General features: G+C 64.4%; 23 protein-coding genes. 14 read left to right on the forward strand and 9 right to left on the reverse strand.

Going from position 1 to position 23,872, the window contains the following annotated elements; translation table 11 throughout:
- Nucleotides 1–52: 52 nt before the first annotated feature.
- The 11 genes from FJ546_RS04665 to FJ546_RS04715 all read left to right on the forward strand — a co-directional run bounded on the left by FJ546_RS04665 (nucleotide 53) and on the right by FJ546_RS04715 (nucleotide 11,978).
- The gene (locus FJ546_RS04665) at nucleotides 53–952 is read left to right on the forward strand and encodes a LysR family transcriptional regulator (RefSeq protein ID WP_140888280.1); all 900 of its coding nucleotides are present in this window, start codon (nucleotides 53–55) and stop codon (nucleotides 950–952) included.
- A 135-nt stretch (nucleotides 953–1,087) separates the two neighbouring features.
- A complete protein-coding gene (locus FJ546_RS04670; protein ID WP_140888281.1) occupies nucleotides 1,088–1,567 on the forward strand; it encodes a formate dehydrogenase subunit gamma in 480 nt (159 codons plus the stop codon).
- A complete protein-coding gene (locus FJ546_RS04675; protein WP_140888282.1) occupies nucleotides 1,564–3,120 on the forward strand; it encodes an NADH-quinone oxidoreductase subunit NuoF in 1,557 nt (518 codons plus the stop codon). The genes FJ546_RS04670 and FJ546_RS04675 overlap by 4 nt, the downstream gene beginning before the upstream one ends.
- Before the next feature lie 10 nt (nucleotides 3,121–3,130).
- On the forward strand, nucleotides 3,131–6,043 hold the full coding sequence (gene fdhF, locus FJ546_RS04680) for a formate dehydrogenase subunit alpha (RefSeq protein ID WP_140888283.1): 2,913 nt from the start codon (nucleotides 3,131–3,133) through the stop codon (nucleotides 6,041–6,043).
- 2 nt (nucleotides 6,044–6,045) lie between these two features.
- Entirely contained in the window at nucleotides 6,046–6,876 is an 831-nt protein-coding gene (fdhD, locus tag FJ546_RS04685; RefSeq protein ID WP_140888284.1) for a formate dehydrogenase accessory sulfurtransferase FdhD, read from the forward strand.
- Nucleotides 6,866–7,174 carry a formate dehydrogenase subunit delta gene (locus FJ546_RS04690; protein ID WP_140888285.1) on the forward strand — a complete coding sequence of 103 codons (309 nt, stop codon included), beginning with the start codon at nucleotides 6,866–6,868 and terminating at the stop codon, nucleotides 7,172–7,174. The genes fdhD and FJ546_RS04690 overlap by 11 nt, the downstream gene beginning before the upstream one ends.
- A 116-nt stretch (nucleotides 7,175–7,290) precedes the next feature.
- Nucleotides 7,291–8,844 carry an alpha/beta fold hydrolase gene (locus FJ546_RS04695; protein ID WP_140888286.1) on the forward strand — a complete coding sequence of 518 codons (1,554 nt, stop codon included), beginning with the start codon at nucleotides 7,291–7,293 and terminating at the stop codon, nucleotides 8,842–8,844.
- Nucleotides 8,845–8,952: 108 nt separating this feature from the next.
- Nucleotides 8,953–9,432 (forward strand): carboxymuconolactone decarboxylase family protein, encoded by a 480-nt coding sequence (locus FJ546_RS04700; protein WP_140888287.1) that lies wholly within the window; start codon nucleotides 8,953–8,955, stop codon nucleotides 9,430–9,432.
- An 84-nt stretch (nucleotides 9,433–9,516) separates the two neighbouring features.
- Entirely contained in the window at nucleotides 9,517–9,879 is a 363-nt protein-coding gene (locus FJ546_RS04705; RefSeq protein WP_027047699.1) for a nuclear transport factor 2 family protein, read from the forward strand.
- A 37-nt stretch (nucleotides 9,880–9,916) separates the two neighbouring features.
- A complete protein-coding gene (locus FJ546_RS04710; RefSeq protein WP_140888288.1) occupies nucleotides 9,917–10,231 on the forward strand; it encodes a hypothetical protein in 315 nt (104 codons plus the stop codon).
- 337 nt (nucleotides 10,232–10,568) lie between these two features.
- Nucleotides 10,569–11,978: an FAD-binding oxidoreductase gene (locus FJ546_RS04715; RefSeq protein WP_140888289.1), complete on the forward strand. Its 1,410-nt coding sequence runs from the start codon at nucleotides 10,569–10,571 to the stop codon at nucleotides 11,976–11,978.
- A 115-nt stretch (nucleotides 11,979–12,093) separates the two neighbouring features.
- On the opposite strand, the gene FJ546_RS04720 is transcribed toward FJ546_RS04715, so the two are convergent.
- The 6 genes from FJ546_RS04720 to FJ546_RS04745 form a co-directional block, all read right to left on the reverse strand.
- Complete coding sequence (locus FJ546_RS04720) at nucleotides 12,094–13,521, reverse strand: gamma-aminobutyraldehyde dehydrogenase (protein ID WP_140888290.1); 1,428 nt, start codon at nucleotides 13,519–13,521, stop codon at nucleotides 12,094–12,096.
- A 26-nt stretch (nucleotides 13,522–13,547) separates the two neighbouring features.
- Nucleotides 13,548–14,363, reverse strand: a complete 816-nt coding sequence (locus tag FJ546_RS04725; RefSeq protein WP_140888291.1) for an ABC transporter permease — start codon at nucleotides 14,361–14,363, stop codon at nucleotides 13,548–13,550.
- The gene (locus FJ546_RS04730) at nucleotides 14,353–15,303 is read right to left on the reverse strand and encodes an ABC transporter permease (RefSeq protein ID WP_210243097.1); all 951 of its coding nucleotides are present in this window, start codon (nucleotides 15,301–15,303) and stop codon (nucleotides 14,353–14,355) included. The genes FJ546_RS04725 and FJ546_RS04730 overlap by 11 nt, the downstream gene beginning before the upstream one ends.
- 14 nt (nucleotides 15,304–15,317) lie before the next feature.
- Nucleotides 15,318–16,316 carry an ABC transporter ATP-binding protein gene (locus FJ546_RS04735; protein ID WP_140888293.1) on the reverse strand — a complete coding sequence of 333 codons (999 nt, stop codon included), beginning with the start codon at nucleotides 16,314–16,316 and terminating at the stop codon, nucleotides 15,318–15,320.
- A gap of 199 nt (nucleotides 16,317–16,515) precedes the next feature.
- On the reverse strand, nucleotides 16,516–17,670 hold the full coding sequence (locus tag FJ546_RS04740; protein ID WP_032933996.1) for an ABC transporter substrate-binding protein: 1,155 nt from the start codon (nucleotides 17,668–17,670) through the stop codon (nucleotides 16,516–16,518).
- A gap of 214 nt (nucleotides 17,671–17,884) precedes the next feature.
- Nucleotides 17,885–18,775, reverse strand: a complete 891-nt coding sequence (locus tag FJ546_RS04745) for a class I SAM-dependent methyltransferase (RefSeq protein WP_246686746.1) — start codon at nucleotides 18,773–18,775, stop codon at nucleotides 17,885–17,887.
- A gap of 31 nt (nucleotides 18,776–18,806) precedes the next feature.
- Here FJ546_RS04745 and FJ546_RS04750 point away from each other — a divergent pair, with 31 nt between their 5' ends.
- Entirely contained in the window at nucleotides 18,807–19,289 is a 483-nt protein-coding gene (locus FJ546_RS04750) for a helix-turn-helix domain-containing protein (protein WP_140888507.1), read from the forward strand.
- Between the two features lie 4 nt (nucleotides 19,290–19,293).
- Here the strand turns inward: FJ546_RS04750 and FJ546_RS04755 are convergent, their stop codons facing one another.
- From FJ546_RS04755 to FJ546_RS04765, 3 genes are all read right to left on the reverse strand, one after another.
- Nucleotides 19,294–20,199, reverse strand: a complete 906-nt coding sequence (locus tag FJ546_RS04755; RefSeq protein WP_140888295.1) for a LysR substrate-binding domain-containing protein — start codon at nucleotides 20,197–20,199, stop codon at nucleotides 19,294–19,296.
- Nucleotides 20,200–20,273: 74 nt separating this feature from the next.
- Complete coding sequence (locus FJ546_RS04760; RefSeq protein WP_140888296.1) at nucleotides 20,274–20,891, reverse strand: DedA family protein; 618 nt, start codon at nucleotides 20,889–20,891, stop codon at nucleotides 20,274–20,276.
- Nucleotides 20,888–21,487: an rRNA adenine N-6-methyltransferase family protein gene (locus FJ546_RS04765; RefSeq protein WP_140888297.1), complete on the reverse strand. Its 600-nt coding sequence runs from the start codon at nucleotides 21,485–21,487 to the stop codon at nucleotides 20,888–20,890. The genes FJ546_RS04760 and FJ546_RS04765 overlap by 4 nt, the downstream gene beginning before the upstream one ends.
- A gap of 289 nt (nucleotides 21,488–21,776) precedes the next feature.
- On the opposite strand from FJ546_RS04765, the gene FJ546_RS04770 reads away from it, so the two are divergent.
- Nucleotides 21,777–22,451 (forward strand): response regulator transcription factor, encoded by a 675-nt coding sequence (locus FJ546_RS04770; protein WP_140888298.1) that lies wholly within the window; start codon nucleotides 21,777–21,779, stop codon nucleotides 22,449–22,451.
- A gap of 10 nt (nucleotides 22,452–22,461) precedes the next feature.
- Nucleotides 22,462–23,823, forward strand: a complete 1,362-nt coding sequence (locus FJ546_RS04775) for a HAMP domain-containing sensor histidine kinase (RefSeq protein WP_140888299.1) — start codon at nucleotides 22,462–22,464, stop codon at nucleotides 23,821–23,823.
- Nucleotides 23,824–23,872: the final 49 nt, after the last annotated feature.

A 23,872-nucleotide genomic window follows, 5' to 3' on the forward strand; every position in this document is an offset into this window, starting at 1 on the left:
TGCGGCAAAGGCGAATTTCCCCGAGCCTGCGCATGATGACCGGAAGGATGGCATGATCGACAAACTCGAATTCTTCATCGCATTGGCCAAGGAAGAGCATTTCGGCCGGGCGGCGGAGGCCTGTGGGGTCACCCAGCCGACCTTGTCGGCCGGCATCAAGCAATTGGAGGGGCAACTCGGCGTCATGCTGGTCAATCGCGGGTCGCGGTTCCAGGGGCTGACGCCGGAAGGCAAGCAGGTGCTGGTCTGGGCGCGTCGCATCGTCGGTGATTCAAGGAGCATGCGCGAGGAGATGCGCGCGGCGCGCCACGGCCTTTCCGGACGCATCCGCATTGCCGCCATCCCGACCGCACTTGCCATGGTGGCGCGGCTGACGACGCCGTTTCGCGAAAAGCACCCGGGCGTCACCTTTTCGGTGCTGTCGCGCACCTCGATCGAAGTCTTGTCGCTGCTCGGCAATTTCGACATCGATGCCGGTATCACCTATCTCGACAACGAGCCGCTCGGGCGGGTCACCAGCGTGCCGCTGTATGACGAGCGCTATCAGCTGATCACGGCGGTCGGAAACCCCTATTTTGACCGCGACAAAGTGACATGGGCCGAGATCAGCCGGTTGCCGCTGTGCCTGCTGACGCCGGATATGCAGAACCGCCGCATCATCGACCAGCATCTGGCCGAGGCCGGCGTGGAGGTACGGCCGACGCTTGAATCCAACTCGATGATCGTGCTGTTCTCGCACATCCACACCGGCAAATGGTCGTCGGTCATGCCGCTCAACCTTGCGGAAACATTCGGCTTTTCAGAGCCGATCCGGGCCATTCCGATCGTCGAGCCCGACGCCAGCCACACGGTCGGCCTGGTGGCCGCGCCGCGCGAGCCGCACACGCCGCTGGTGCAGGCGCTGCTGGACGAGGCAATGGCGCTGGCAGACGATTTCCGCGCCCATCGCTAGGGTAGAGAATGGCGGCTGAGCGCATTTGATAGAAGATTTCTATCAAGCGACGGATCAGCTTTATTGATTTCGCTGGTTTCCTCTGTTTTTGTAACGACTTAGCGCTAGAGCGCTACCGACCAGGGAGGGCGCTGCATGACGATGCAGCCTGCAAGTACCGAGATCGCATCGCGCACGGCGGCGATTATCCAAGAGATGAAGGGCCTCGAAGGCCCATTGCTGCCGATCCTGCACGAGATCCAGGAGGAATTCGGCCATGTGCCGCAGGCGGCCCTGCCCGTTATCGCCGATGGGCTCAATCTCTCCAGGGCCGAGGTGCACGGCGTCGTCACCTTCTACCATGATTTCCGTGCCCGCCCGGCCGGGCGGCATGTCCTCAAGCTGTGCCAGGCGGAAGCCTGCCAGTCGATGGGCTCGGATGCCGTCGCCGCCAAGGTCAAAGAGTTGCTGGGCATCGGTTTCCACGAGACCACAAGCGACGGATCGGTTACACTCGAGCCGGTCTATTGCCTCGGGCTTTGCGCCTGTTCGCCGTCGGCGATGCTCGACGGCGAGGTGATCGGGCGGCTCGATGACGAGAAGATCGACGAGATCCTTGCCGAGGTGCGCTCATGATCCCCCGCATCTACATTCCCGGCGATTCCGGCGCGCTGGCGCTCGGCGCCGAGAAGGTCGCCAAGGCTGTTCGCGCGGAACTCGCCGAGCGTGGCATCGAGGCCAAGATCGTCCGCAACGGCTCGCGCGGCGCCTATTTCCTCGAGCCGATGGTCGAAGTGGCGACCGCCAACGGCCGCGTCGCCTACGGACCGGTCAAGCCTTCCGACGTCAAGAGCCTGTTCGACAGCGGCTTCCTCACCGGTGGCCACCACAAGCGCTGGCTCGGCGCGCCCGACAAGATCCCGTTCCTGGCCAAGCAGACCCGGCTGACCTTTGCCCGCTGCGGCATCAACGACCCGCTGTCGCTCGACGCATACAAATCGCTTGGCGGGCTCAAGGGTTTGCAGAACGCCGTGGCCATGGCGCCGGCCGATATTGTCAAGCAGGTTACCGACTCAGGCCTGCGTGGCCGTGGCGGCGCAGGCTTCCCGACCGGGATCAAGTGGAAGACGGTGCTGGATACGACATCCGAGCGCAAATACATCGTCTGCAACGCCGACGAGGGCGACAGCGCGACTTTCGCCGACCGCATGATCATGGAGGGCGACCCCTTCGTGCTGATCGAGGGGATGACGATCGCCGGCATCGCCACCGGAGCGACCAAGGGCTTTGTCTATATCCGCTCGGAATATCCGCATGCGGTGGCGACAATGAACAAGGCCGTCGAAATCGCCCGCAAGGCCGGCGTCCTCGGCGTCAATGTGCTGGGTTCGCCCAACGCCTTCGACATGGAAATCCGCGTCGGCGCCGGCGCCTATGTCTGCGGCGAGGAAACCTCGCTGCTGAACAGCCTCGAAGGCAAGCGCGGCGTGGTGCGCGCCAAGCCGCCGCTGCCGGCCATCCAGGGCCTGTTTGGCAAGCCGACGGTGATCAACAACGTCATCAGCCTGGCCTCGGTGCCGATCATCATGGACAAGGGTGCGGCCTTCTACAAGGATTTCGGCATGGGCCGCTCGCGCGGCACCATCCCGATCCAGATCGCCGGCAATGTCAGGAATGGCGGCCTGTTCGAGACCGCCTTCGGCCTGACGCTGGGCGAGATCGTCGATGACATCGGCGGCGGCACGGCCACTGGCCGTCCGGTGAAGGCAGTACAGGTCGGCGGCCCGCTCGGCGCTTATTTCCCGCGCGCCCTGTTCGACACGCCGTTCGACTATGAAGAATTCGCCAAGCGCGACGGGCTGATCGGCCATGCCGGCATCACCGTGTTCGACGACACGGCCGACATGCTGAAGCAGGCGCGCTTTGCCATGGAGTTCTGCGCCATCGAAAGCTGCGGCAAGTGCACGCCTTGCCGCATCGGCTCGACGCGCGGCATCGAGACCATCGACAGGCTTGCCGCCGGGATCGAGCCGGAAAAGAATCTCGCTTTGGTCACCGACCTCTGCAACACGATGAAGTTCGGTTCGCTGTGCGCGCTGGGCGGCTTCACGCCCTACCCGGTGATGAGTTCGATCACGCATTTCCCCGAAGATTTCAAGCCCGCGCCGGCGCGCGTGGCCGCTGAGTAGGAGCTGGCAGATGAACATCAAGGCCGACTTCCCAACACTGATCGAAGAGATCGACTACGGAACCCCGGAATCGCGGGCGCAAAAGCAGATCACGCTCAGCGTCGACGGCCGCAGCATCACGGTTCCGGAAGGCACCTCGATCATGCGCGCCGCTATGGAAGGTGGTGTCGAGATCCCGAAGCTCTGTGCCACCGACATGCTGGACTCGTTCGGCTCGTGCCGCGTCTGCCTGGTCGAGATCGAAGGGCGCGGCGGCACGCCGGCGTCCTGCACGACGCCGGTCGGCGAAGGCATGGTGGTGCGCACGCAGTCCGACCGGCTCGACGCCATCCGCCGCGGCGTCATGGAGCTTTACGTCTCCGACCATCCGACCGGCTGGAACGAGAAGGCCGGCACCGGCGCCAGCGAATTCGACACGGTGGCGAAATCGGTCGGTCTGACCGAGAACCGCTACGGCGTCGAGGGCCGCAACCACGTCAAGCAGGAAGACGGCGTGGCGCCCGGCCATGGCTCGCTGGCGGTCGACTACATCGCCCGCGACGAATCCAATCCTTATTTCACCTATGATCCGGCGCAGTGCATTGTCTGCTCGCGCTGCGTGCGGGCGTGCGAGGAGGTGCAGGGCACCTTCGCGCTGACCATCGAGGGCCGCGGTTTCGAATCGCGCATGGTCGCCGGCATGCATGAGGATTTCATCGCTTCCGAATGCGTGTCCTGCGGCGCCTGCGTGCAGGCCTGCCCGACCGACGCGCTGCGCGAGAAGACGGTGCTCGAGAAGGGCATGCCGGAACGCTCGGCCGTTACCACCTGCGCCTATTGCGGCGTCGGCTGCTCGTTCAAGGCCGAGGTGAAGGACGACGAAGTCATCCGCATGATGCCCTACAAGGACGGCAAGGCGAACCATGGCCATAGCTGCGTCAAGGGCCGCTTCGCCTATGGCTACGCCACCCACAAGGACCGCATCCTGTCGCCGATGATCCGCGAGAGGATCAGCGATCCGTGGCGGGAGGTGAGCTGGGAAGAGGCGATCGCCCACACGGCCAAGGAATTCCGCCGGATCCAGTATCAATACGGCCGCACCTCGATCGGCGGCATCACGTCCTCGCGCTGCACGAATGAGGAGACCTATCTCGTGCAGAAGCTGGTGCGGCAGGGTTTCCGCAACAACAATGTCGACACCTGCGCCCGCGTCTGCCATTCGCCGACCGGCTACGGGCTCGGCCAGACCTACGGCACCTCGGCCGGCACGCAGGATTTCGACTCCGTCGAATTCACCGACGTCGCGGTCGTCATCGGCGCCAATCCGGTTTCCGCCCATCCGGTGTTCGCCTCGCGGCTGAAGAAGCGGCTGCGCCAGGGCGCCAAGCTGATCGTGCTCGATCCGCGCCGCACCGAGATGGTCAAGTCGGCGCATATCGAGGCCGACTATCACTTGCCGCTGAAGCCCGGCACCAACGTGGCGGTGCTGACGTCACTGGCGCATGTCATCGTTACCGAAGGGCTTTTCGACGAAACCTTCATCCGCGAACGCTGCGACTGGACGGAGTTCCAGGACTGGGCCTCCTTCGTCGCCTTGCCGGAGAACAGCCCTGAGACCGTCGGCAAGCTTTCCGGCGTCGACCCGGAACTGATCCGGGGTGCCGCACGGCTCTACGCCAAGGGCGGCAATGGTGCGATCTATTACGGCCTCGGGGTCACCGAGCACAGCCAGGGCTCGACCACGGTGATGGCGATCGCCAACCTCGCCATGGCCACCGGCAATATCGGCCGCCCGGGCGTCGGCGTGAATCCGCTGCGTGGCCAGAACAATGTGCAGGGCTCGTGCGACATGGGCTCCTTCCCGCACGAACTGCCCGGCTATCGCCATATCTCCGGCGAAGCCGTGCGCGATATCTATGAGAGCCTTTGGGGCGTGAAGCTGGACGACGAACCCGGCCTGCGCATTCCCAACATGTTGGATGCCGCCGTCGACGGCTCCTTCAAGGGCATCTACATCCAGGGCGAGGACATCTTGCAGTCCGATCCCGACACCAAGCATGTCGCGGGCGGTCTCGCCGCCATGGAATGCGTCGTCGTGCACGATCTCTTCCTCAACGAGACGGCGAATTACGCGCATGTCTTCCTGCCGGGCTCGACCTTCCTGGAAAAGGACGGCACCTTCACCAATGCCGAGCGGCGCATCAACATGGTGCGCAAGGTGCTGGAACCGAAGGCGCGCTATGCCGACTGGGAGGCGACGCAGGAGCTTGCCCGCGCGATCGGGCTCGACTGGAACTACACGCATCCGTCGCAGATCATGGACGAGATCGCCCAGACGACGCCGAGCTTCGCCAATGTCTCCTTCGAGTTGCTCGACCGCGTCGGATCGGTGCAGTGGCCGTGCAACGAGAAGGCGCCGCTCGGAACGCCGATCATGCACATAGACGGTTTCGTGCGCGGCAAGGGCAAGTTCATCCGCACCGAATATGTCGCGACGGACGAGAGGACCGGGCCGCGCTTCCCGCTGCTTTTGACCACCGGCCGCATCCTCAGCCAGTACAATGTCGGCGCGCAGACGCGGCGCACCGACAACGTCATGTGGCACTCGGAGGACCGGCTGGAGATCCACCCGCACGATGCCGAGAACCGCGGCCTGCGCGATGGCGACTGGGTGCGGCTGACCAGCCGCTCCGGCGAGACGACGCTGCGGGCGCTGATCACCGACCGGGTGTCGCCGGGTGTGGTCTACACCACCTTCCACCATCCGGACACGCAGGCCAACGTCATCACCACCGACTTCTCGGACTGGGCGACCAACTGTCCGGAGTACAAGGTGACGGCGGTGCAGGTCGGCGCCTCGAACGGCCCGTCGGACTGGCAACGCGAGTATGACGAGCAGGCCAGGAACAGCCGCCGCATCGCCTCGCTGCAGGCGGCGGAGTAGCCGTGGCCGCGCGCCGCAAAGCAACGACTGAGATATCGCGGCTGGCGCACCGCGCCAGCGGCACGGCTGTTGCCAACCGCATGGTGCCGGAGGAGACCCCGGTGGCGTTTTCCTTTGCCGGAACCACGCATGCGGTGATGATGGCGAGCCCCGCCGACTTCGAGGATTTCGCGCTCGGCTTCTCGCTGACGGAAGGCATCATTGCCGACCCGCAAGAGATCGAGGCGATCGAAGTCGAGGATCATGGCGCCGGCATCGATATCCAGATCCGGCTGAAGGATCAGGCCAATACACGCTTTGAGGCGCGGCGGCGCAGGCTTGCCGGGCCGGTTGGCTGCGGGCTGTGCGGCATTGAATCCATCGAGGAAGCGATGCGGTCCGTCGACGCCGTTGGTGCGTCAAAACTTACGCTTGATGCCGACGACATCGTCCGCTCCGTCAAGCTGCTGTCGAAGGTGCAGCCGCTGCATCAGGAAACCGGAGCCGTGCATGCCGCCGGCTTCTATATTCCCGGCAAGGGCGTCGTCATGGCGCGCGAGGATGTCGGCCGCCACAATGCCCTGGACAAGCTCGCAGGCGCGTTGGCCAAAGCCGGTATTGACGGCGCCTCGGGCGCCGTTGTGGTGACGTCGCGCGTGTCGGTCGAAATGGTGCAGAAGACGGCGGCGATCGGCTCGGCCTTCATCATCGCCGTCTCGGCGCCGACCGCGCTTGCCATCCGCACGGCCGATGAGGCCGGCATGACGCTGGTGGCGCTGGTGCGCGGCGAGGATTTCGATGTTTTCACCCACCCCGACCGGGTGGTTTTGGGAGTTGCCCAGCATGTCGCATGACGAAGACCACATCACGAGCACCAGCGAAAAGCTGGTGCGCATGGCCAACCAGATCGCGGCCTTCTTCCATTCCAAGTCGCGCGAGGAAGGTGTTGCCGGCATCGCCGAGCACATCAACAAATTCTGGGAACCGAGGATGCGGCGGCAGTTCTTCGAACTGCTGGACAGCGGCGAAGGCTTCGACGAACTCGTCGTGGCGGCATCGGCCAGGATCAAGCGGCCGATCACGCCAGCCGAGGCCGATCTCAAGCTCGGGCTCGAACCCTTCCCGGCCGACGCCGCCGCGTCGCAAAAGTAGCCGCAAGCCGGCTGCGCGAGCTTATATTCATTTCCACTAAAGTTTGAGCTGCCGCTATCGACGCGGCTCTGCTATGGTTGCCGATCAGAAATCGTCAGGCCGGGCGGAAGAAACTCGTGAGGCCGATCGAGACCCGATATGCCCTCAGTGGCGAGGCGCGGATCGCCTATCAGGTGGTCGGCCAGGGCTCGCTTGATCTTGTCTTCGTCCCGGGCTTCATTTCCAATCTCGACCTGCATTGGGAAGACGAGGGCTATGCAAGACTCCTGAGGCGGCTTTCGGCGTTCTCGCGGCTGATCCTGTTCGACAAGCGCGGCACCGGCCTTTCCGACCGTGTCGATGCGCACAACCTGCCCAGTCTTGAAACGCGTATGGACGATGTGCGCGCGGTGATGGACGCCGCCGGCAGCGGTCGCGCCGCCCTGCTTGGCGCTTCAGAAGGCGCGCCGATGGCAATGCTGTTCGCCGCCACCTATCCAGAACGGACGCGCGCGCTGGCGCTCTATGGCGGCTATGCGCACTTCCACAAATGGGTGATGCCACCCGAACGCCTCAATGCCTTCATCGCCACGGCCGAGACGGCCTGGGGCACCGGTGCGACCTTGCCGAATTTCGCGCCGGGCCGGGTCGACGACGCGCATTTTACCCAGTGGTGGGCGCGTTTCGAGCGGCTGTCGGCAAGCCCGACGGCAGCGGCGGCACTGGCGCGAATGAATGCGGAAATCGACGTACGTGGTGTGCTGGCGACGATCTGCGCGCCGACCCTGCTGATCCATCGCCGCAACGATGCGCGGGTCGATCCCGACGCCAGCCGCTTCCTGGCCAAGAAAATCCCGAATGCGCGGCTGGTCGAGATTCCGGGGCGCGACCATCCGATCTGGACCGGCGATGTCGACCGGGTCGCCGACCTGATCGAGGAATTCCTGACCGGCGAGCGCGCCGTCGCCGAAGCGGACCGCGTGCTGGCGGCACTTCTGGTGACGCGCATCTACGATACGACGCGGATGGGCGACCGTATGTGGAGCGAGCGCAGCGAGCGCTTCCAGGAAACCTGGCGGTTGCTGGTCGGGCGCCATGGCGGCCGAGCCCTGGGTAGGCAGGGCGAGATGATGATTTCGCGCTTCGATGGACCGGCGCGCGCCATACGCTGTGCAGCGGCGCTGCGCGAGGCAGCGCAAGGCATCGGCGTGGCCAGCGCGCAGGGCGCGCATGTCGGGGAGATCGAACTGCGCGGGCCGCCAGTGGGGCTGACGGCCCGCGTGACGATGCAGATCGCGGCGCACGCCAGCCGGGGCGATATCCTGGCGTCGCGGCTGGTCGCTGATCTGGCAACCGGCTCAGGCCTGCATTTCGAAGACGCCAGCCGGGTCACGCCGGACGATCTGGACGAGCCGATGGCGCTGGTGCGGGCAATGTCGGAACAGCATCTGGAGCCTGACTGCCGCGCCAGGACCAAAGCGACCGAACCGGCCGTGCTGACGGCGAGGGAAAGCGAGGTGGTGAGCCTGATTGCCGACGGCAAGAGCAATGCCGCGATTGCAGCCGAGCTCAGGCTGAGCGAACACACGGTCAAGCGCCACGTCGCCAACATATTGCTCAAGCTCGACCTGCCGTCGCGAGCGGCGGCGGCGGTATTCTCGGTCCGGCACACTGGCCCGGACGGGCCATGAGAGCCATGGCGCTTTCGGGCGAAGCGGCCAGGCGGATGTAAGCGCTATCAATTCCCCCATGCAGGCCAGGCGGATATCGCCGGAAGGGCACTGCGAACGGAGGATGAAATGCTCGAGTCAAAACTGAATGTGAGATCACTTGTGATCGCGGCAGGGATTGGCGCGCTGTTCACGCTCTCTCCCGCAAAGGCCGAGGATGCGTCGGCGACAGCCGCCTACAAGGACATCCAGGCGACGCTCGGCTCAGTGCCGGACATGTTCAAGACACTGCCTGACGTGGCGGTCGCCGGCGCCTGGGCCGAGATCAAGGGCGTCCAGCTCAACCCGAAAACCGCTCTGGACGGCAAGACCAAGGAACTGATGGGCCTTGCGGTGGCCTCGCAGATACCTTGCCAGTACTGCATTTATTTCCATACCGAGGCCGCCAAGCTCAACGGCGCGAGCGACGAGGAGATCAAGGAGACGATCGCGATGGCGGCGATCGTGCGCCATTGGTCGACGATGCTCAATGGCAGCCAGGTCGATCTCGCCACTTTCAAGAAGCAGACCGACGACGTCTTCGCGGCCGTCAAGGCGAAGTCGCAGTGAGAACCCCTGCCTGGCGGCGAGCGTCGGGCAGCCCCTATTGAATATCAACCGCCCGATCGTGAAGACGGGCATATGGAGGATAAGATGCTGACCAAGACTCAAGTCGTGGATGGCGCGGCGATCAAGAAGGCGATCGAGAGCCGCGATGGCAAGATGCTGTCTAGTTTCTATGCCGACGACGCGTTGGTGCGGGTGATCGACCGCAACAACCCGCCGAGCAAGCCGCGGGAAGTCCGCGGGCGCGCGGCGATCGCCACCTTCTGGGACGACATCTGCAGCCGGGCGATGACCCACAAGGTCGACACCACGATCGCCGACGGCGACAGCCTCGCCTTCACCCAGGCCTGCGCCTATCCGGACGGTACGAAAGTGTTCGCCGCCGCGATGCTGGAGTTGAAGAACGGGCGGATCGCGCGGCAGACCGTCGTGCAAGCCTGGGACGAATAGGCAAACAGCCGCCAACTCAACCTTGGGAGGAACCAGCATGTTCAGCGCTAGATGGCAGATCGACGCGAAGTTCGGGCATAAACAGACCGTGCTCGACCTGTTGAAGAAATGGGAACGCGAGATTGGCTCGCAGGTCGGCCTCGCCGAGCTGAAGTTCCAGATCATGACCGGATCGATCGGCGCACGCGAAGCGACAGTCGAGTCGCACCATCAGGTCGAAAACCTGGCCCAGTTGGAGGCGATGTTCGCCAAGATCAGCAAGATCGACGCACACGCCAAGTGGGGCAAGGAGTTGGAGCCCTATGTAGTGTCGGGTACCAGCCTGTGGCAGATCTTCCGGATCGTGGAATAGCTGCATCGTCGAATAGCCAGGGCTGAGAGGCAGCGGCAAGCACGATGGCAAGAGTGGCTGCGACACTGCGCGGCCACTCCTCATCATGAGATCGACCCAAGAGCCAGGAGCCGAGCATCCCCGCACGTCCATTCCCGGCGGCAGCTTTGGCCGCCATGGCATGGCTCTCCCGGGCCATTCCCCGCTGGTCCTTTCGGGCGAAGCGGCGCAGATCGGTTTGATGCAATGTGCCCTTCTGCACCATCCAACGCACCCGCCCGTGGAGGCGGCATAACAAAGCAACAAGTGCGTCGCGTCGACGCCGCATGGCAGTGGCGCAATCAAGGGAGCAAGAACGATGACTGACGAAACCCATGCAAAACTGCGTGAAAGCCTGCGCGGCGAGGTGATCCTGCGCGACGATGGCGGCTATGACGAGGCACGCAAGATCTACAACGGCATGATCGAAAAGCGGCCGCTGCTGATTGCAAGATGCGCCGATGTCGCCGACGTGATCACCGCCGTGAAATACGCACGCGACAACGACCTCCTGATCGCCGTGCGCGGCGGAGGGCATAATGGAGCCGGGTTGGGGATTTGCGACAACGGCCTCGTCATCGACCTATCGATGATGAAGGGTGTCCATGTCGACCCGAAAACACGCACCGTGAGGGTCGCGCCCGGCTGCACGTCGGGTGACGTGGACCATGCCACGCATCCTTTCGGGCTCGCAGTTCCGTTCGGTATCGTCTCGACCACGGGCGTTGCCGGTCTTACGCTCGGCGGAGGGACGGGCTATCTCACGCGCAGATACGGTCTGACCATCGACAATCTGGTCGAAGCCGATCTGGTGCTGGCCGACGGCAGCGTGGTGAGAGCCAGCAAAGCTGAGAACCCCGACTTGTTCTGGGCGCTCCGGGGCGGTGGCGGTAATTTCGGCGTCGTAACCAGCTTCCTGTTCCAGGCCCATCCCGTGAACATGATCTTCGGCGGGCCGGTGTTCTGGGAGGCCAAGGACGCTGCGGCCGTCATGAGTGCCTATCGTGACTACCTGCCGGCGGCGCCGGAAGACCTCGGCGCCTTTGTCGGCCTGAAGTCCGTTCCCTCGACCGATCCGTTTCCGCGCGATTACTGGGGCAAGCGCGCCTGCGCTATCATCTCCTGCTACAACGGCACAGAGGCGGACGGGCGCAAAGCGATGGCACCATTGCTGGACAATTTGCCGCCGCCGATCTTCAACTGGATGGGCGTGATGCCGTATCCTGCGCTGCAGGCGCTATTCGACCCGCTGCTTCCGAAAGGTCTGCAATGGTATTGGAAGGGCGATTTCGTCAAGTCGCTTCCCGATGAAGCCATCGCGACCCATATCGCGCAGGCGGCCGAGGCGCCGAGCGAATTGTCGCTTATGCATCTTTACCCGATCGACGGCGCTGTTCGCCGCGTCGGCAAGAACGAGACCGCCTGGAACGCGCGCGACGCAACCTGGTCAATGGTTATCGCCGCCATCGATCCCGATCCGGGCAAGGCCGCCGACCTCACCAAGTGGGCCAAGAACTACTGGGCGAGCATCCATCCTCATAACGGCGAAGGCGGTTACGTGAATTTCATGATGGAGGACGAAGGAGACGCGCGCGTGCGGGCGAGCTATGGCGCAAACTACGAGCGGCTGAGCCAGGTGAAGCGCACCTATGACCCCTCCAACGTCTTCCGGGTCAACCAGAACATCAAGCCCGCGGCATCGGGTGTGCAAGGCAGGACAGCCGCGTAGGTGCTGCTTCGGGCGCCAAATGCATACCGCAAAGTGGAACGCCACGCTGACGACCCTCCCAACAAGGGGTCGTCAGCACTGCGATAGTCCCGCCCGCATCTGAAGCGACCGGACTCTACCCATGCGCCACCATCACATGCCGCACGGCGGTGTAGTCTTCCAGTGCATAGAGCGACATGTCCTTGCCGTAGCCGGACTGTTTCAACCCGCCGTGCGGCATCTCGTTGGTCAGCATGAAATGGGTGTTGATCCATGTGCAGCCATATTGCAGGCGGGCCGCCGTCGCCATGGCGCGCGAGACGTCCTTGGTCCAAACCGATGACGCCAGACCGTAGTCGCTGTCATTGGCCCAGTTCACCGCCTCGTCGACTTCCGTGAAACGGGTGATCGAGACGACCGGGCCGAACACTTCGCGGCGCACGATTTCGTCCTCCTGCAGCGCGCCGGCGACGACGGTCGGCTGATAGTAGAAGCCGGTGCCCTCGCCCGGCTTGCCGCCGGTGGTGATCTCGATGTGCTTCAGCTCGGAGGCGCGTTCGACGAAGCTCGACACGCGGTCGCGCTGGCGGCGCGAGATCAGCGGGCCGATCTCGTTTTCGGTGTCGTCCGGCTGGTTGTACCTGATGGTCGAGACGGCGGAAGAAAGGTCGGCGACGAGCTTGTCGTAGACCTTCTTGCCGGCATAGATGCGACAGGCGGCGGTGCAGTCCTGGCCGGCATTGTAGTAGCCGAAGGCGCGCAGACCGTTGACCACCGCGCCAAGGTCGGCATCGTCGAAGACGATGACCGGGGCCTTGCCGCCAAGTTCGAGATGCGTGCGCTTGACCGATTTGGCGGCCGCCTGCAGCACCTTCTTGCCGGTGGCGACATCGCCGGTGATCGAGATCATGTTGACCTTGGGATGGTTGATCAGCGCATTGCCGACGCTGTCGCCGCGGCCGAGCACGACATTGACCACGCCTTTGGGCAGAATTTCGGCCAGGATCCTGGCCAGCTTCAGCGCCGTCAGCGGCGTCTGCTCCGATGGCTTGAAGACAACGGTGTTGCCGCCGCCGATCGCCGGCGCCAGCTTCCAGGCCATCATCATCAGCGGGTAGTTCCAGGGCGCGATCGAGGCGACGATGCCGATCGGGTCGCGCCGCACCATCGAGGTGTGGCCGGGCAGATATTCGCCGGCGACAACGCCCGGCATCGTACGGACCGCGCCGGCAAAAAAGCGGTAGCAGTCGACGATGGCCGGAATCTCGTCATTGAGCACGGAATTGATCGGCTTGCCGCAGTTCAGCGCCTCGAGAGCGGCGAAGTCCTTGGCCTCGGCCTCGATGCGGTCGGCGATCTTGAGGAGATAACCAGAGCGCTGCGCCGGCGTCGTGCGCGACCACAGGACGAACGCTTGTTCGGCGGCCGCCACCGCCGCCTCGATCTGCGCCTGGCTGGCCTCGGGCAGGTTGAGAATGGTCGCCCCGGTCTTCGGATTGAGGATCGGCTCCTCGGTCTCGGCGCCGTTCTCGAATTTCGAGCCGATCAGCATCTGGGTGTCCATGGGCGTCTCTCCCTTACGAACTGACATTATTTGCCCGAACCGGCGATCTGGTCGCCGTCGCGGGTGAGGTAATAGGCAAACAGGATGGGCAGCAGCGTCACCAGCACGACGACCATGGCCACGACATTGGTGACCGGGCGCTGGCGCGGGCGGATCAGTTCCTCCAGCATCCAGATCGGCACGGTCTGCTGCTGGCCGGCGGTGAAGGTGGTGACGATGACTTCGTCGAAAGACAAAGCGAAGGCCAGCATGCCGCCTGCAAGCAGCGCGGTCGCGATGTTGGGCAGCACGACATGGCGGAAGGTCTGAAAACCGTCGGCGCCGAGATCCATCGAGGCCTCGATCATCGAACCGGATGTGCGGCGGAAACGGGCGACCGCATTGTTGTAGACGACGACCACGCAGAAAGTGGCGTGGCCGAGCACGATCGTCCAGAACGAGAAAGGAATGTCGGCGAGCGAAAAGGCCGAGCGGAGCGCGATGCCGGTGATGATGCCGGGCAGCGCGATCGGCAGGATGACCAGCAGCGAGATGGTTTCGCGGCCGAAGAATTTCGTCCGTGACACAGCGGCGGCGCACAGCGTGCCGAGCACCAGCGCGATCGCCGTCGAGATGGCGGCGACGCGCACCGACAGCGACAGCGCTTCCCATACGTCAGGCCGGTTCCATGTGACGGCGAACCACTGCGTGGTCAGCCCCGGCGGCGGCCAGACGAAACTCTTCTCCTCGGTGGTGAAGGCGTAGACGAAGATCAGCAGGATCGGCAAATGCAGGAAGAGCAGGCCGCAGGCGGCCGCGATCCTCAAGCCGAGCGGAGCCGATTGACCACGGTCAGAGCGCATCGAAAGCCCCCATGCGCTTGGCGCCCCAGAGGTAGAAACCCATGATGACGATGGGCACCACGGTGAAAGCGGCGGCGAGCGGGATGTTGCCGGCGGTGCCTTGCTGCGAATAAACGGCCTGGCCGATGAACAGGCGCGACGTGCCGATGATCTGCGGGATGATGTAATCGCCCAATGTCAGCGAGAAGGTGAAGATCGAGCCGGCGACAATGCCGGGCAGCGCCAGCGGAAACAGCACGTTGCGGAAGGTCTGGCCGGGCGAAGCGCCGAGATCGGAGGAGGCTTCGACCAGATTGCCGGGCACGCGCTCGAGGGCCGCCTGTACCGGGAGGATCATGAAGGGCAGCCAGACATAGACGAAGACGATGAAGGTGCCGGTGAACGACACCGACAGCGAGTTGCCGCCGACGACCGGCAACGCCAGCCAGGCATCGAGCAGCCACAGCAAATGCAGCTTGGCGAAGAGCCAGGTGAGGATGCCTTCCTTGGCCAGGATCAGCTTCCAGGCGTAGATCTTGACCAGGTAGCTCGACCATAGCGGCAGCATGACGCCGAGATAGAACAGCGCCTTCCAGCGGCCACGGGCATAGCGCGCGGCATAGTAGGCGATCGGAAAGGCGACAATGGCCGAGGCCAGCGTGACCAGGGCCGCCATGGTGACGGTGCGCAGGATGATGTCGAGATTGGCGGCCTGCAGCAGGTCGCCATAGGTCTTCAGCGTGAACTGGCGGTTGACGAGGCCTGAGAACTCATCGATGGAGAAGAAGCTCTGTGCCAGCAGCGCGAAGAGCGAGCCGATATAGACGATGCCGAGCCACAGCACCGGCGGCAAAAGCATGAGCAGCAGAAGCAGTTGCGGCCGGCGCCAGAACAGGTCCGACAGCGCGCCGCGCATGCCGCCGCTGCCGGGCAGGATGGCGGGGGCCGTGGCGCGCGGCATGGTGACGTAGACGCTCATGCCGGCTCATCCATCAGATGCAGGTGCTCGCGATTGAAGGTGAGCACCACCGCTTCGCCCTCGGCAGGCAGCACCGTGCCAGCCGGGACCACGGCGTGCAGCTTCAGTCCGTCGGCATCGAGCGCTAGCCTGGTGGTGGCGCCGAGATAGTTGGTCGAGACGAGGCGGGCGGCGACGCCTTCGCCGCTTGCGGCGCGGCCGACGCGAATGGATTCGGGGCGCAGACTGCCCCAGCGGTGCTGACCGGAATAACGCTGGACGAAATCGGGCGGCAGCACGTTGGAGGAGCCGACGAAATCGGCGACGAAGCGGGTGCGGGGCCGCTGGTAGATATCCTCCGGCGTGCCGATCTGCATGATCCTGCCGTCATTGAAGACGGCGACGCGGTCGGCCATCGACAGCGCTTCGCCCTGGTCGTGGGTGACGAAGACGAAGGTGATACCGAGCGCCTTCTGCAGCGATTTCAGCTCCTCCTGCATGTTCTCGCGCAGCTTCAGGTCAAGCGCGCCGAGCGGCTCGTCGAGCAGCAGCACCTTGGGCTGGTTGACCAGAGCGCGGGCGAGCGCGACGCGCTGGCGCTGGCCGCCGGAAAGCTGTCCGGGGCGGCGAGCGCCGTAGCCTGGCAGCCGCACCAGCGACAGGGCTTCCTCGGCAGCCTTGTGCCGTCCGGCCTTGCCGACGCCCTTGACCATCAGCCCGTAGGCGACGTTGTCGAGCACATTGAGATGCGGGAACAGCGCGTAGTCCTGGAACACCGTGTTGACGTTGCGGCGATAGGGCGGTACGCCTTCGGCGCGCTCGCCGAAGATCGAGATCGAACCCGAAGTCGGCTGCTCGAAGCCGGCGATGAGGCGCAGGCATGTCGTCTTGCCGGACCCTGACGGCCCGAGCATGGCGAAGAACTCGCCCGGCACAATGTCGAGATCGACCGCGTCGACGGCCCGCACGCTGCCGAAATGGCGCGAGACTTTCTGGAAGGAGACGGCTGATGTCATTGGCTGTCAGTCTGTTGCCGGTTTGTCTTTGGTCGAAATGGCTCTTGCCGCCCGATTAGGACCGGCGCGGCAGTCCACCTCCCCCTCGATGGGGGAAGTCGCGGCGAAGCCGCGGGTGGGGGTGACGGCGCCGACGTTTCGGGCAGTCCCCACGCCGACGCTGCGCATCGACCCTCCCCACAGGGGAGGGTAAGCGAAATCACCGTCCGCCGATGACGCCGATATAGTCCGACACCCAGCGGTAGTAAGGCACGCACTGGTCGTTCTGGGTGGCGCATTTCGAGACCGGCGTCTTCCAGAACTTGATCTTGTCGAAATTGTCGTAGCCGTTGGTCTTGCAGCCTTCATCGGTCAAGAGCTCGTTGCCCTTGCAGGCCGCGGGCACCACGGGGAGCGATCCGAACCAGGCCGAGACATCGCCCTGCACTTTCGGCGACAGCGAATGTTCGAGCCACATATAGGCGCAGTTCGGGTGAGCCGCGTCGGCTTCCATCATGGTGGTGTCGGCCCAGCCGGTGACGCCTTCTTCCGGCACGGTCGAGGCAACCGGCTTCTTGGCGGCGACCAGCGTGTTGACCTGATACGGCCATGAACCGGAGGCGACGACGCCTTCATTCTGGAAATCGTCGACTTGGATGGCGGCGTCATGCCAGTAGCGGCCGACCAGCGTGCGCTGGACGCGCAGCAGTTCGAGGGCTGCCTTGTACTGGTCCTCGTTCAGTTCGTAGGGATCCTTGATGCCGAGTTCCGGCTTGTGGAACATCAGATAGTTGGCGGCGTCGGCGATATGGATCGGCCCGTCATAGGCCTGGACGCGGCCTTTGTTGGACTTGCCGTCCGGCAGCTTCATCTCCTCGAAGACGACGTTCCAGCTCTTGGGCGCTTCCTTGAACACCTCGGTGTTGTACATCAGGATGTTCGGTCCCCACTGGTAAGGAACGCCGTAATGCACCTTGTCGACGGTGAACCAGGGCGCGTCCTTGAGCCGGTCGTCGACCGTCTTCCAGCTCGGGATCAGATCGGTGTTGATCGGCTGCACGCGCTTGCCGGCGACGAGGCGCAGCGAGGCATCACCCGAAGCCGTGACGAGGTCGAAGCCACCCTCGTTCATCAGCGAGACCATCTCATCCGACGTGTTGGCGGTCTTGACGTTGACCTTGCAGCCGCTCTCCTTCTCGAAGGCGGTGACCCAGTCATAGCCCTTGTCGGTCTCACCGCGCTCGATATAGCCCGGCCAGGCAACGATGTTGACCTGGCCCTCGCCCTTGCCGAGTTCCTTGACCTGGGCGATGGCCTGACCGGAGAAGGTCAGCGCGACGGTCAGCGCAGTGCAAGACTTCAGGAATGAATTCATCATCGATCTCCCATTTTGGCGCATGCCCCCGAAACCGCTCCGGTTTTCGCCAGATCACGCGCGGACTGAAAAACGTATCAGTTCGTCCTGTGGACTTGATGTCGCTCTGCTGGCGGCTTTGGTCCGTGGAACCGAAGGTGCTTTGAAAATTCCGGTTTCGCAAATTCATTTATCAGAAAGACGGTATCGGTTTTTCCGATAGGCAGCCACCGTTTCAAGCAAGCGCCGTCACCAGCCAGCAGGCGGCATTGAAGCGAGCCTCGCCGTCCTCGACGAAAGGCGCGAACGCAGCCGGCAACACCGTGGTGATTTTTTCGGCCGTCGCCCGGTCAACCTCGCGCAGCGCGGCGCCGACTGGCCCTAGCCGGGTGACGAACGTCATCAGATCGCGTTGGGCGATCCGACACGCGACGTCTGCCTGTTCGACTGCGATTGAAGCCCAGCCGCTCGCTTCCAGGATCCGCTTCACCTTGGCGCCGTCGGCAAAGGCAAACTGACCCGGCGCATCGGGGTCCGGCGTGGGTGCGGGCGGCAGGAAGGGCGCCGCCGCTCGCGCGGCGGTCGTCATGAAATCATTCTCGAGCGGACTGCGCCAGGCAACAAAGGCGAGTTTGCCACCGCGCCTCGCGGCCTTTCTTATGTTGGTGAACGCGGCCACGGGATCATCGAAGAACATGACACCGAAGCGCGAGATAACAGCGTCAAAGTACCCCGATTCGAACGCATGTGCCTGGGCATCGCCCACTTCAAAACTTGCGTTTGCTACCCCTGCCACCTTGGTGCGCTCCGTCGCCAGGGCGACAAGCGGCTGCGAGATGTCGAGCCCCACACAATTTCCGTCGTTGCCCACGCGGCGCGCCATCGCCAGAGTCGTGGCGCCGGCACCGCAGCCGACGTCCAGGACATTGCCCCCTTCCCGGGGATAGCCGGCATCGACCACCAGCCGCTCGAACGGCGCCAGTATCTCGTCGAGGATCGGCTGCATCTCGACCCAGGTCTTTCCGCTGACATCGTTCCAGAGCGCGGCTTGGAGTGTGTTTGGCGGCGCGGATTGCGGCATAACGGACCTCGCTTTCGTATTGCTCTCGCTGATCGTCGCGAGCACTCTACGAGTTCAAGCCGACTTGAGGTCAAGCATGAAAGACATGGACATTGCCGAAGTGTCGCGCCGCACCGGCGTGCCCGCCTCCACACTTCGCTACTACGAGGAGAGAGGCCTCGTCGCCTCGATCGGACGTCGCGGCCAGCGCCGGCTGTTCGACCCTGCCGTCCTGGACCGACTCGCCTTGATCGCGCTCGGACGCGCCGGTGGATTCGCACTGGACGAGATTTCCTCGATGCTAACGCCCGACGGCCTGCCTAAAATGGATCGAGGGCGCATGGATGCCAAGGCGAACGAACTGGACCAAATCATCCAACGCCTGACGGCGATCCGAGCGGCTTTGCGTCACGCCGCTAAATGTCCGGCCGCCCGGCCGATGGAGTGTCCGACGTTCCGCCGCGCCGTCAGGCTTGCCGGTGCTGGCCGCTTCGAGGTTGCTCCGCTCGCGCCGTTCAAGGCGGAGGCGGTTTCCGTCACAAGGCGCAAGCGCGAGACTGGCCGCGTCAGCCTGGAGTAGGCCACTAGCGACGGACTGTCCGCTGCGACTGGGCAAGGCCGATGAAGTCGCGCGCCGCCTGCGGCAAGCTGGAACCGCGCCGCCAGACCATGCCGACCTGCACAACTGGCAAGGAGCCCGAAATATCGCGCGATTCGATGCGGTCGCCTTCCAGCGACCATGGCCGGTAGACGAGGTCGGGCAGCAGCGCCACGCCGGCACCGGTAGCGACCAGGCTGCGCACCGCTTCCACCGAACGGGTGCGGAAGGCGACATGCGGCTTGGCGCCGATCGCCGCCAGCAGTTTTCCCGTGTTCTCCTCGATCTCGTCGACGGTGAGCATGATCAGAGGCTCGCCGGCGATATCGCCAATGCTGATGATGTCGGCGCCGACGAGAGAATGGCCGAGCGGCAGCCACAGGCGGTAGGCCGAGACCTCGAGGATTTCCGATTGCAGCGCCGTGCGGTCGCGCAGATTGGAGGTCACCATGACGGCGATATCGAGCTTGCCGCCGATCAGGAGATGTTCGAGGTAGTCGCCATTGTCCTCGATGGCCGAGACCTCGACGCCCGGATAGGCGCGGCGATAGCGGGCAAGCAGATCCGACAGCACATAGCCGGCGACCAGCGAGGTGACGCCAAGCTGCAGCCGCCCTCCCCCCACCGCCTGTTCGCCGGAAAAAGAGCGGCGGGCGTCGGACACGTCGGCCAGGATCTTGGTCGCGTGGCGCAGGAACTGGTGGCCCTTATGCGTGATGTTGAGGCCGCGCGGATGGCGTTCGAACAGTTCGACGCCGAGATCGCTTTCGAGCTCCTTGATCGCTCCGGTGACGGACGATTGCGAGATGGAGAGGTTCTGTGCGGCGCCGGACACCGTGCCTTGTTCGGCGACGGCGATGAAGAACTGCAGCTGGCGGATTGTGAAGGCCATGGCCGGACTAAACACCGGCGGCCGGGCGAAGGAAAGCCGACGTCGGTACTTATCCCATGGCTGGAGACTGGTGCTCAGCCGAGCGCCAGCCTGATGCGCCGCCGCCATGCGGGGCCATAGCGCAATGCAAGCATGAAGGCCGTCTCCAGCGCCACGACAATGACGATGATGCGCAAGCCCACGGTGAAGGAATCCTGGCCGCTGCCGCGCAGGAGATAGCCGGTCAGGAGGAAGCCCGCATTCCAGATAGTGGCGCCGAGCAGCGTCGCCATCGCGAAGGGCAGCGCCGGCAGACAAAGCGCGCCGGCCGCGATCGGCAGATAGTTGCGCACCGTCGGGATGAATTGCGCCAGCAGCGACACCCGGATATGATTGCGGCGGTAGGCTTGGCCAAGCTTGCGGTAGGTTGCCGGGCGCAGGAAGACATATCTGCCGATCCGTTCGATCAGCCGGTCGGCACGGTCAAATCCGATCCGGCGGCCAACCCCATACCAGACAAGGCAGCCGGCGAAAGAAGCGGCCGTCGTCACCGCCAGCAGGTTAGCCAGCATCGAACTATCCGGCGCCGCCGTCATGCCGAGGAACAGCAGCAGCACATGCGACGGCGGAACCGGCAATATCTTTTCGGTGAAGGCGAGGCAGAAGACGCCGAACAGGCCGAAGCCGAGAATGGCCGACAACGGACCGGTCATGCAAAGCGCCAATCATAGGTTCCGAGCGTCTTGATCCTGGCGATGCGATAGACCGTCGCCGGCGGGAAATTGCGAAAGGTATGGCCGACCCGCGTGACCTCGAGATCGAGCCGGTCGAGCAGCGACTGGTCGAACGGGCAGCGCCGGCCGAGCGTGAACTGATACAGCGCTCCGCCCGGGCGAAGGTTTGCGAAAACACCTTCGAGAATGGCAAGCGTCTTGCGCGGCGAAATCAGGCGGAAGGGCAGCCCGCTGACGGCGGCGCCAACCACCGGCCCGGGAAATAGCGACAGATGGCGTAGGCCGGCGGCATCCATCTCGAAAATGCGGGCGGCGGGAAAGCGCCGCATGAGAAGTGCCGCAAAATCCGGATCGGACTCGATCAGCGTCAGATCCTCTTCCCGCACCCTGCGTGACAGCAGCGCCCGCGTGAACGGGCCGGTTCCGGGACCGAGCTCCAGCACGGGGCCGGTCTCGGGACCGATGTCGCGTGTCATCAAGGCCGCCAGGCTGGAACTGGACGGCGTGACGGAGCCGACCCTGAACGGCGCCACGGTCCACGCCATGAGAAAAGACAGGGCATCATGTGCAGGCATAACCAACCTCAATCCCGAACAACGGCACGCCAACCATTTGGCGCGGCCGCTTGATTTCGTTTCGGCGTCGGACCCGAACCTGTTGCATCGTCGGGCCCGACGCCTTGACGCCGGCATGGGCGGTTCCCGCCGACCGGCGCTGTTTGCCGTGGCTGGATTGCATAGACATTGCGCAATAGCTTGGACGCAAAGAAAGAACTTGCCGACCGCCGGCCATTCGGCTTTGCCATGTCCACGCAATGTTGGCGCGGTAGCGCCCGATGCGATGTGCTCGTTGCCGGGGGTGTGGATGCGTATCTTGCTGGTCGAAGACGAGCCCGAGATGGTCTCGGCGCTGCGTGCCGCGCTGAAGCGCCACGACATGGTGGTCGATCACGCCGGTACATTGCTTGAGGCGGAAGGCTTCGTTGCCGTCGACAGCTACGACGCCATCCTGCTCGACCGCCAGTTGCCTGACGGCGACGGGCTGTCGCTGGTGCCGAGATTGCGCTCGGCGGCGAACACCACGCCCGTGCTGGTGCTGACGGCCAAGGGCGACACGTCCGACAAGGTCGATGGGCTGGACATGGGCGCGGACGACTATCTGGCAAAGCCGTTCGCCTTCGAGGAATTGCTGGCCCGCTTGCGCGCCCTGCTCAGGCGGCCGGCGCCGATGCAGTCACAATTCATCCGCGCCGGCCATCTGGTGCTCGATGTCGGACACCGCGAGGCTGCGATCCGCGGCGAGCCGCTCAGCCTGCCGCGCCGCGAACTCCTGGTGCTGGAGGCGCTGATGCGGCGTACCGGCCGCATGGTGCAGCGCGAGGCGCTGATGGAAGCCGTGTTCGGCCTCGACGACGAGATCCAGTCCAATGCGCTCGACACCCATGTCTCGCGCCTGCGCCGCAAGCTCGCCGACGCCGATGCCGGGGTGACGATCAACGGCATTCGCGGCGTCGGCTATCTGCTGCGCGAAACGACGTGAGCCTCGATCGATGAGCCTCAAACGCCCGCGTTCGCTCAAATGGAGCCTGGTGCTGCGCATCGCCTTGCTGCAATGCGCGATGCTGACGCTGATCATCGTCGGCATTCTCGGTGCGTTGCTCGCCACCGGCCTCATTCCGCACGACTATGAGGACGGCACGATGGACGTGCTGGCGGATGCGGTCGCGCGTGACGCTGGCGGCAAGCTTGCGCTGCGCGAGACCTCGGATCTGACGAGGCTGCGATCCGAAGTCCCCGACCTCTGGTTCATCATCCGCGACAGACAGGGGCAGCGGTTGCAGGAAGGCACGGTGCCGGCCATCTTCCAGCCTTTCGCCGGACTGCTGGACACGATCAGCGACGCGCGTATCGACCATTCCATAGGCGAGAGCGCGCCGCCGGATGCGAAGATCCGCTGGACCGAAACGGCCGCGGGCAACCTCCAGATATTCACCGGCACCAAGGGCGGGCTTTCGCTGCTGCGGCTGCTCGGACAGGCGCCGCAATTCTTCCTGCAAGGCATATTGCCGCTCGCCGGCCTGATGGCGCTGGCCACGCTGTTCGCGACGCCGTGGGTGGTGCGCGGCGCGCTGTCGGGTCTTGGCCATGCGGCCGCCGAAGCCGAACGCATCGACATCGACCAGCGCGGCGTGCAACTGCCGCTGAAGGATGTGCCAAAGGAGGTCACGCCGCTGGTCAAGGCGGTGAACGCCGCCCTTGCACGCCTGGACAAGGGCTACGAGCGCCACAAGCGCTTCCTGACCGATGCCGCCCATGAACTGAGGACGCCGGTGGCCATCCTCAACACGCGCCTGGCCTCGCTGCCGGCGACACTGGAGCGAGCCCGGCTGCTGCAGGACGCAGCGCGGCTTTCGACGCTGACCGACCAGTTGCTCGACCTGCAACGCCTCGACCGGCAGACCTCGCCGTTCGAGAAAGTCGATCTCGTGGCGATCGCGCGCGGCGTCATCGTCGACCTCGCGCCGATGGCGTTTTCGGCCGGATACGAGATGTCGTTCGAGCCGGAACGGGAAGCGGTTTTCGCCGTCGGCGATCGCACCGCGATCGAGCGCGCCGTGACCAACATCGTCCAGAACGCCATCGAGCATGGCGGGCGCGCGGGCAAGATCACCGTCAGTGTCACCGCTCCGGCCGTCATCGAGGTGCGGGACGAAGGCGACGGCGTGCCGCCAGCCGAGCGCGAACGCATCTTCGAGCCCTTCTACCGGCTGCGCCCGCAGGATCACGGCGCCGGGCTCGGGCTCAACCTCGTGCAGGAAATCATGCAGTTGCATGGCGGGCGCATCGAGATCCTCGACGGCAAGCCGAGCGGCGCGTGCTTCAGGATGAGTTTTCGTGCCTTGCCGGCATAGCACCGGCCTCAACGACAAAATTGCGCTGGCGTGTTTGACATCGCCGAAA

Origin of the sequence: Mesorhizobium sp. B2-4-19 (assembly GCF_006441315.1) — a bacterium.
Classification (GTDB): domain Bacteria; phylum Pseudomonadota; class Alphaproteobacteria; order Rhizobiales; family Rhizobiaceae; genus Mesorhizobium.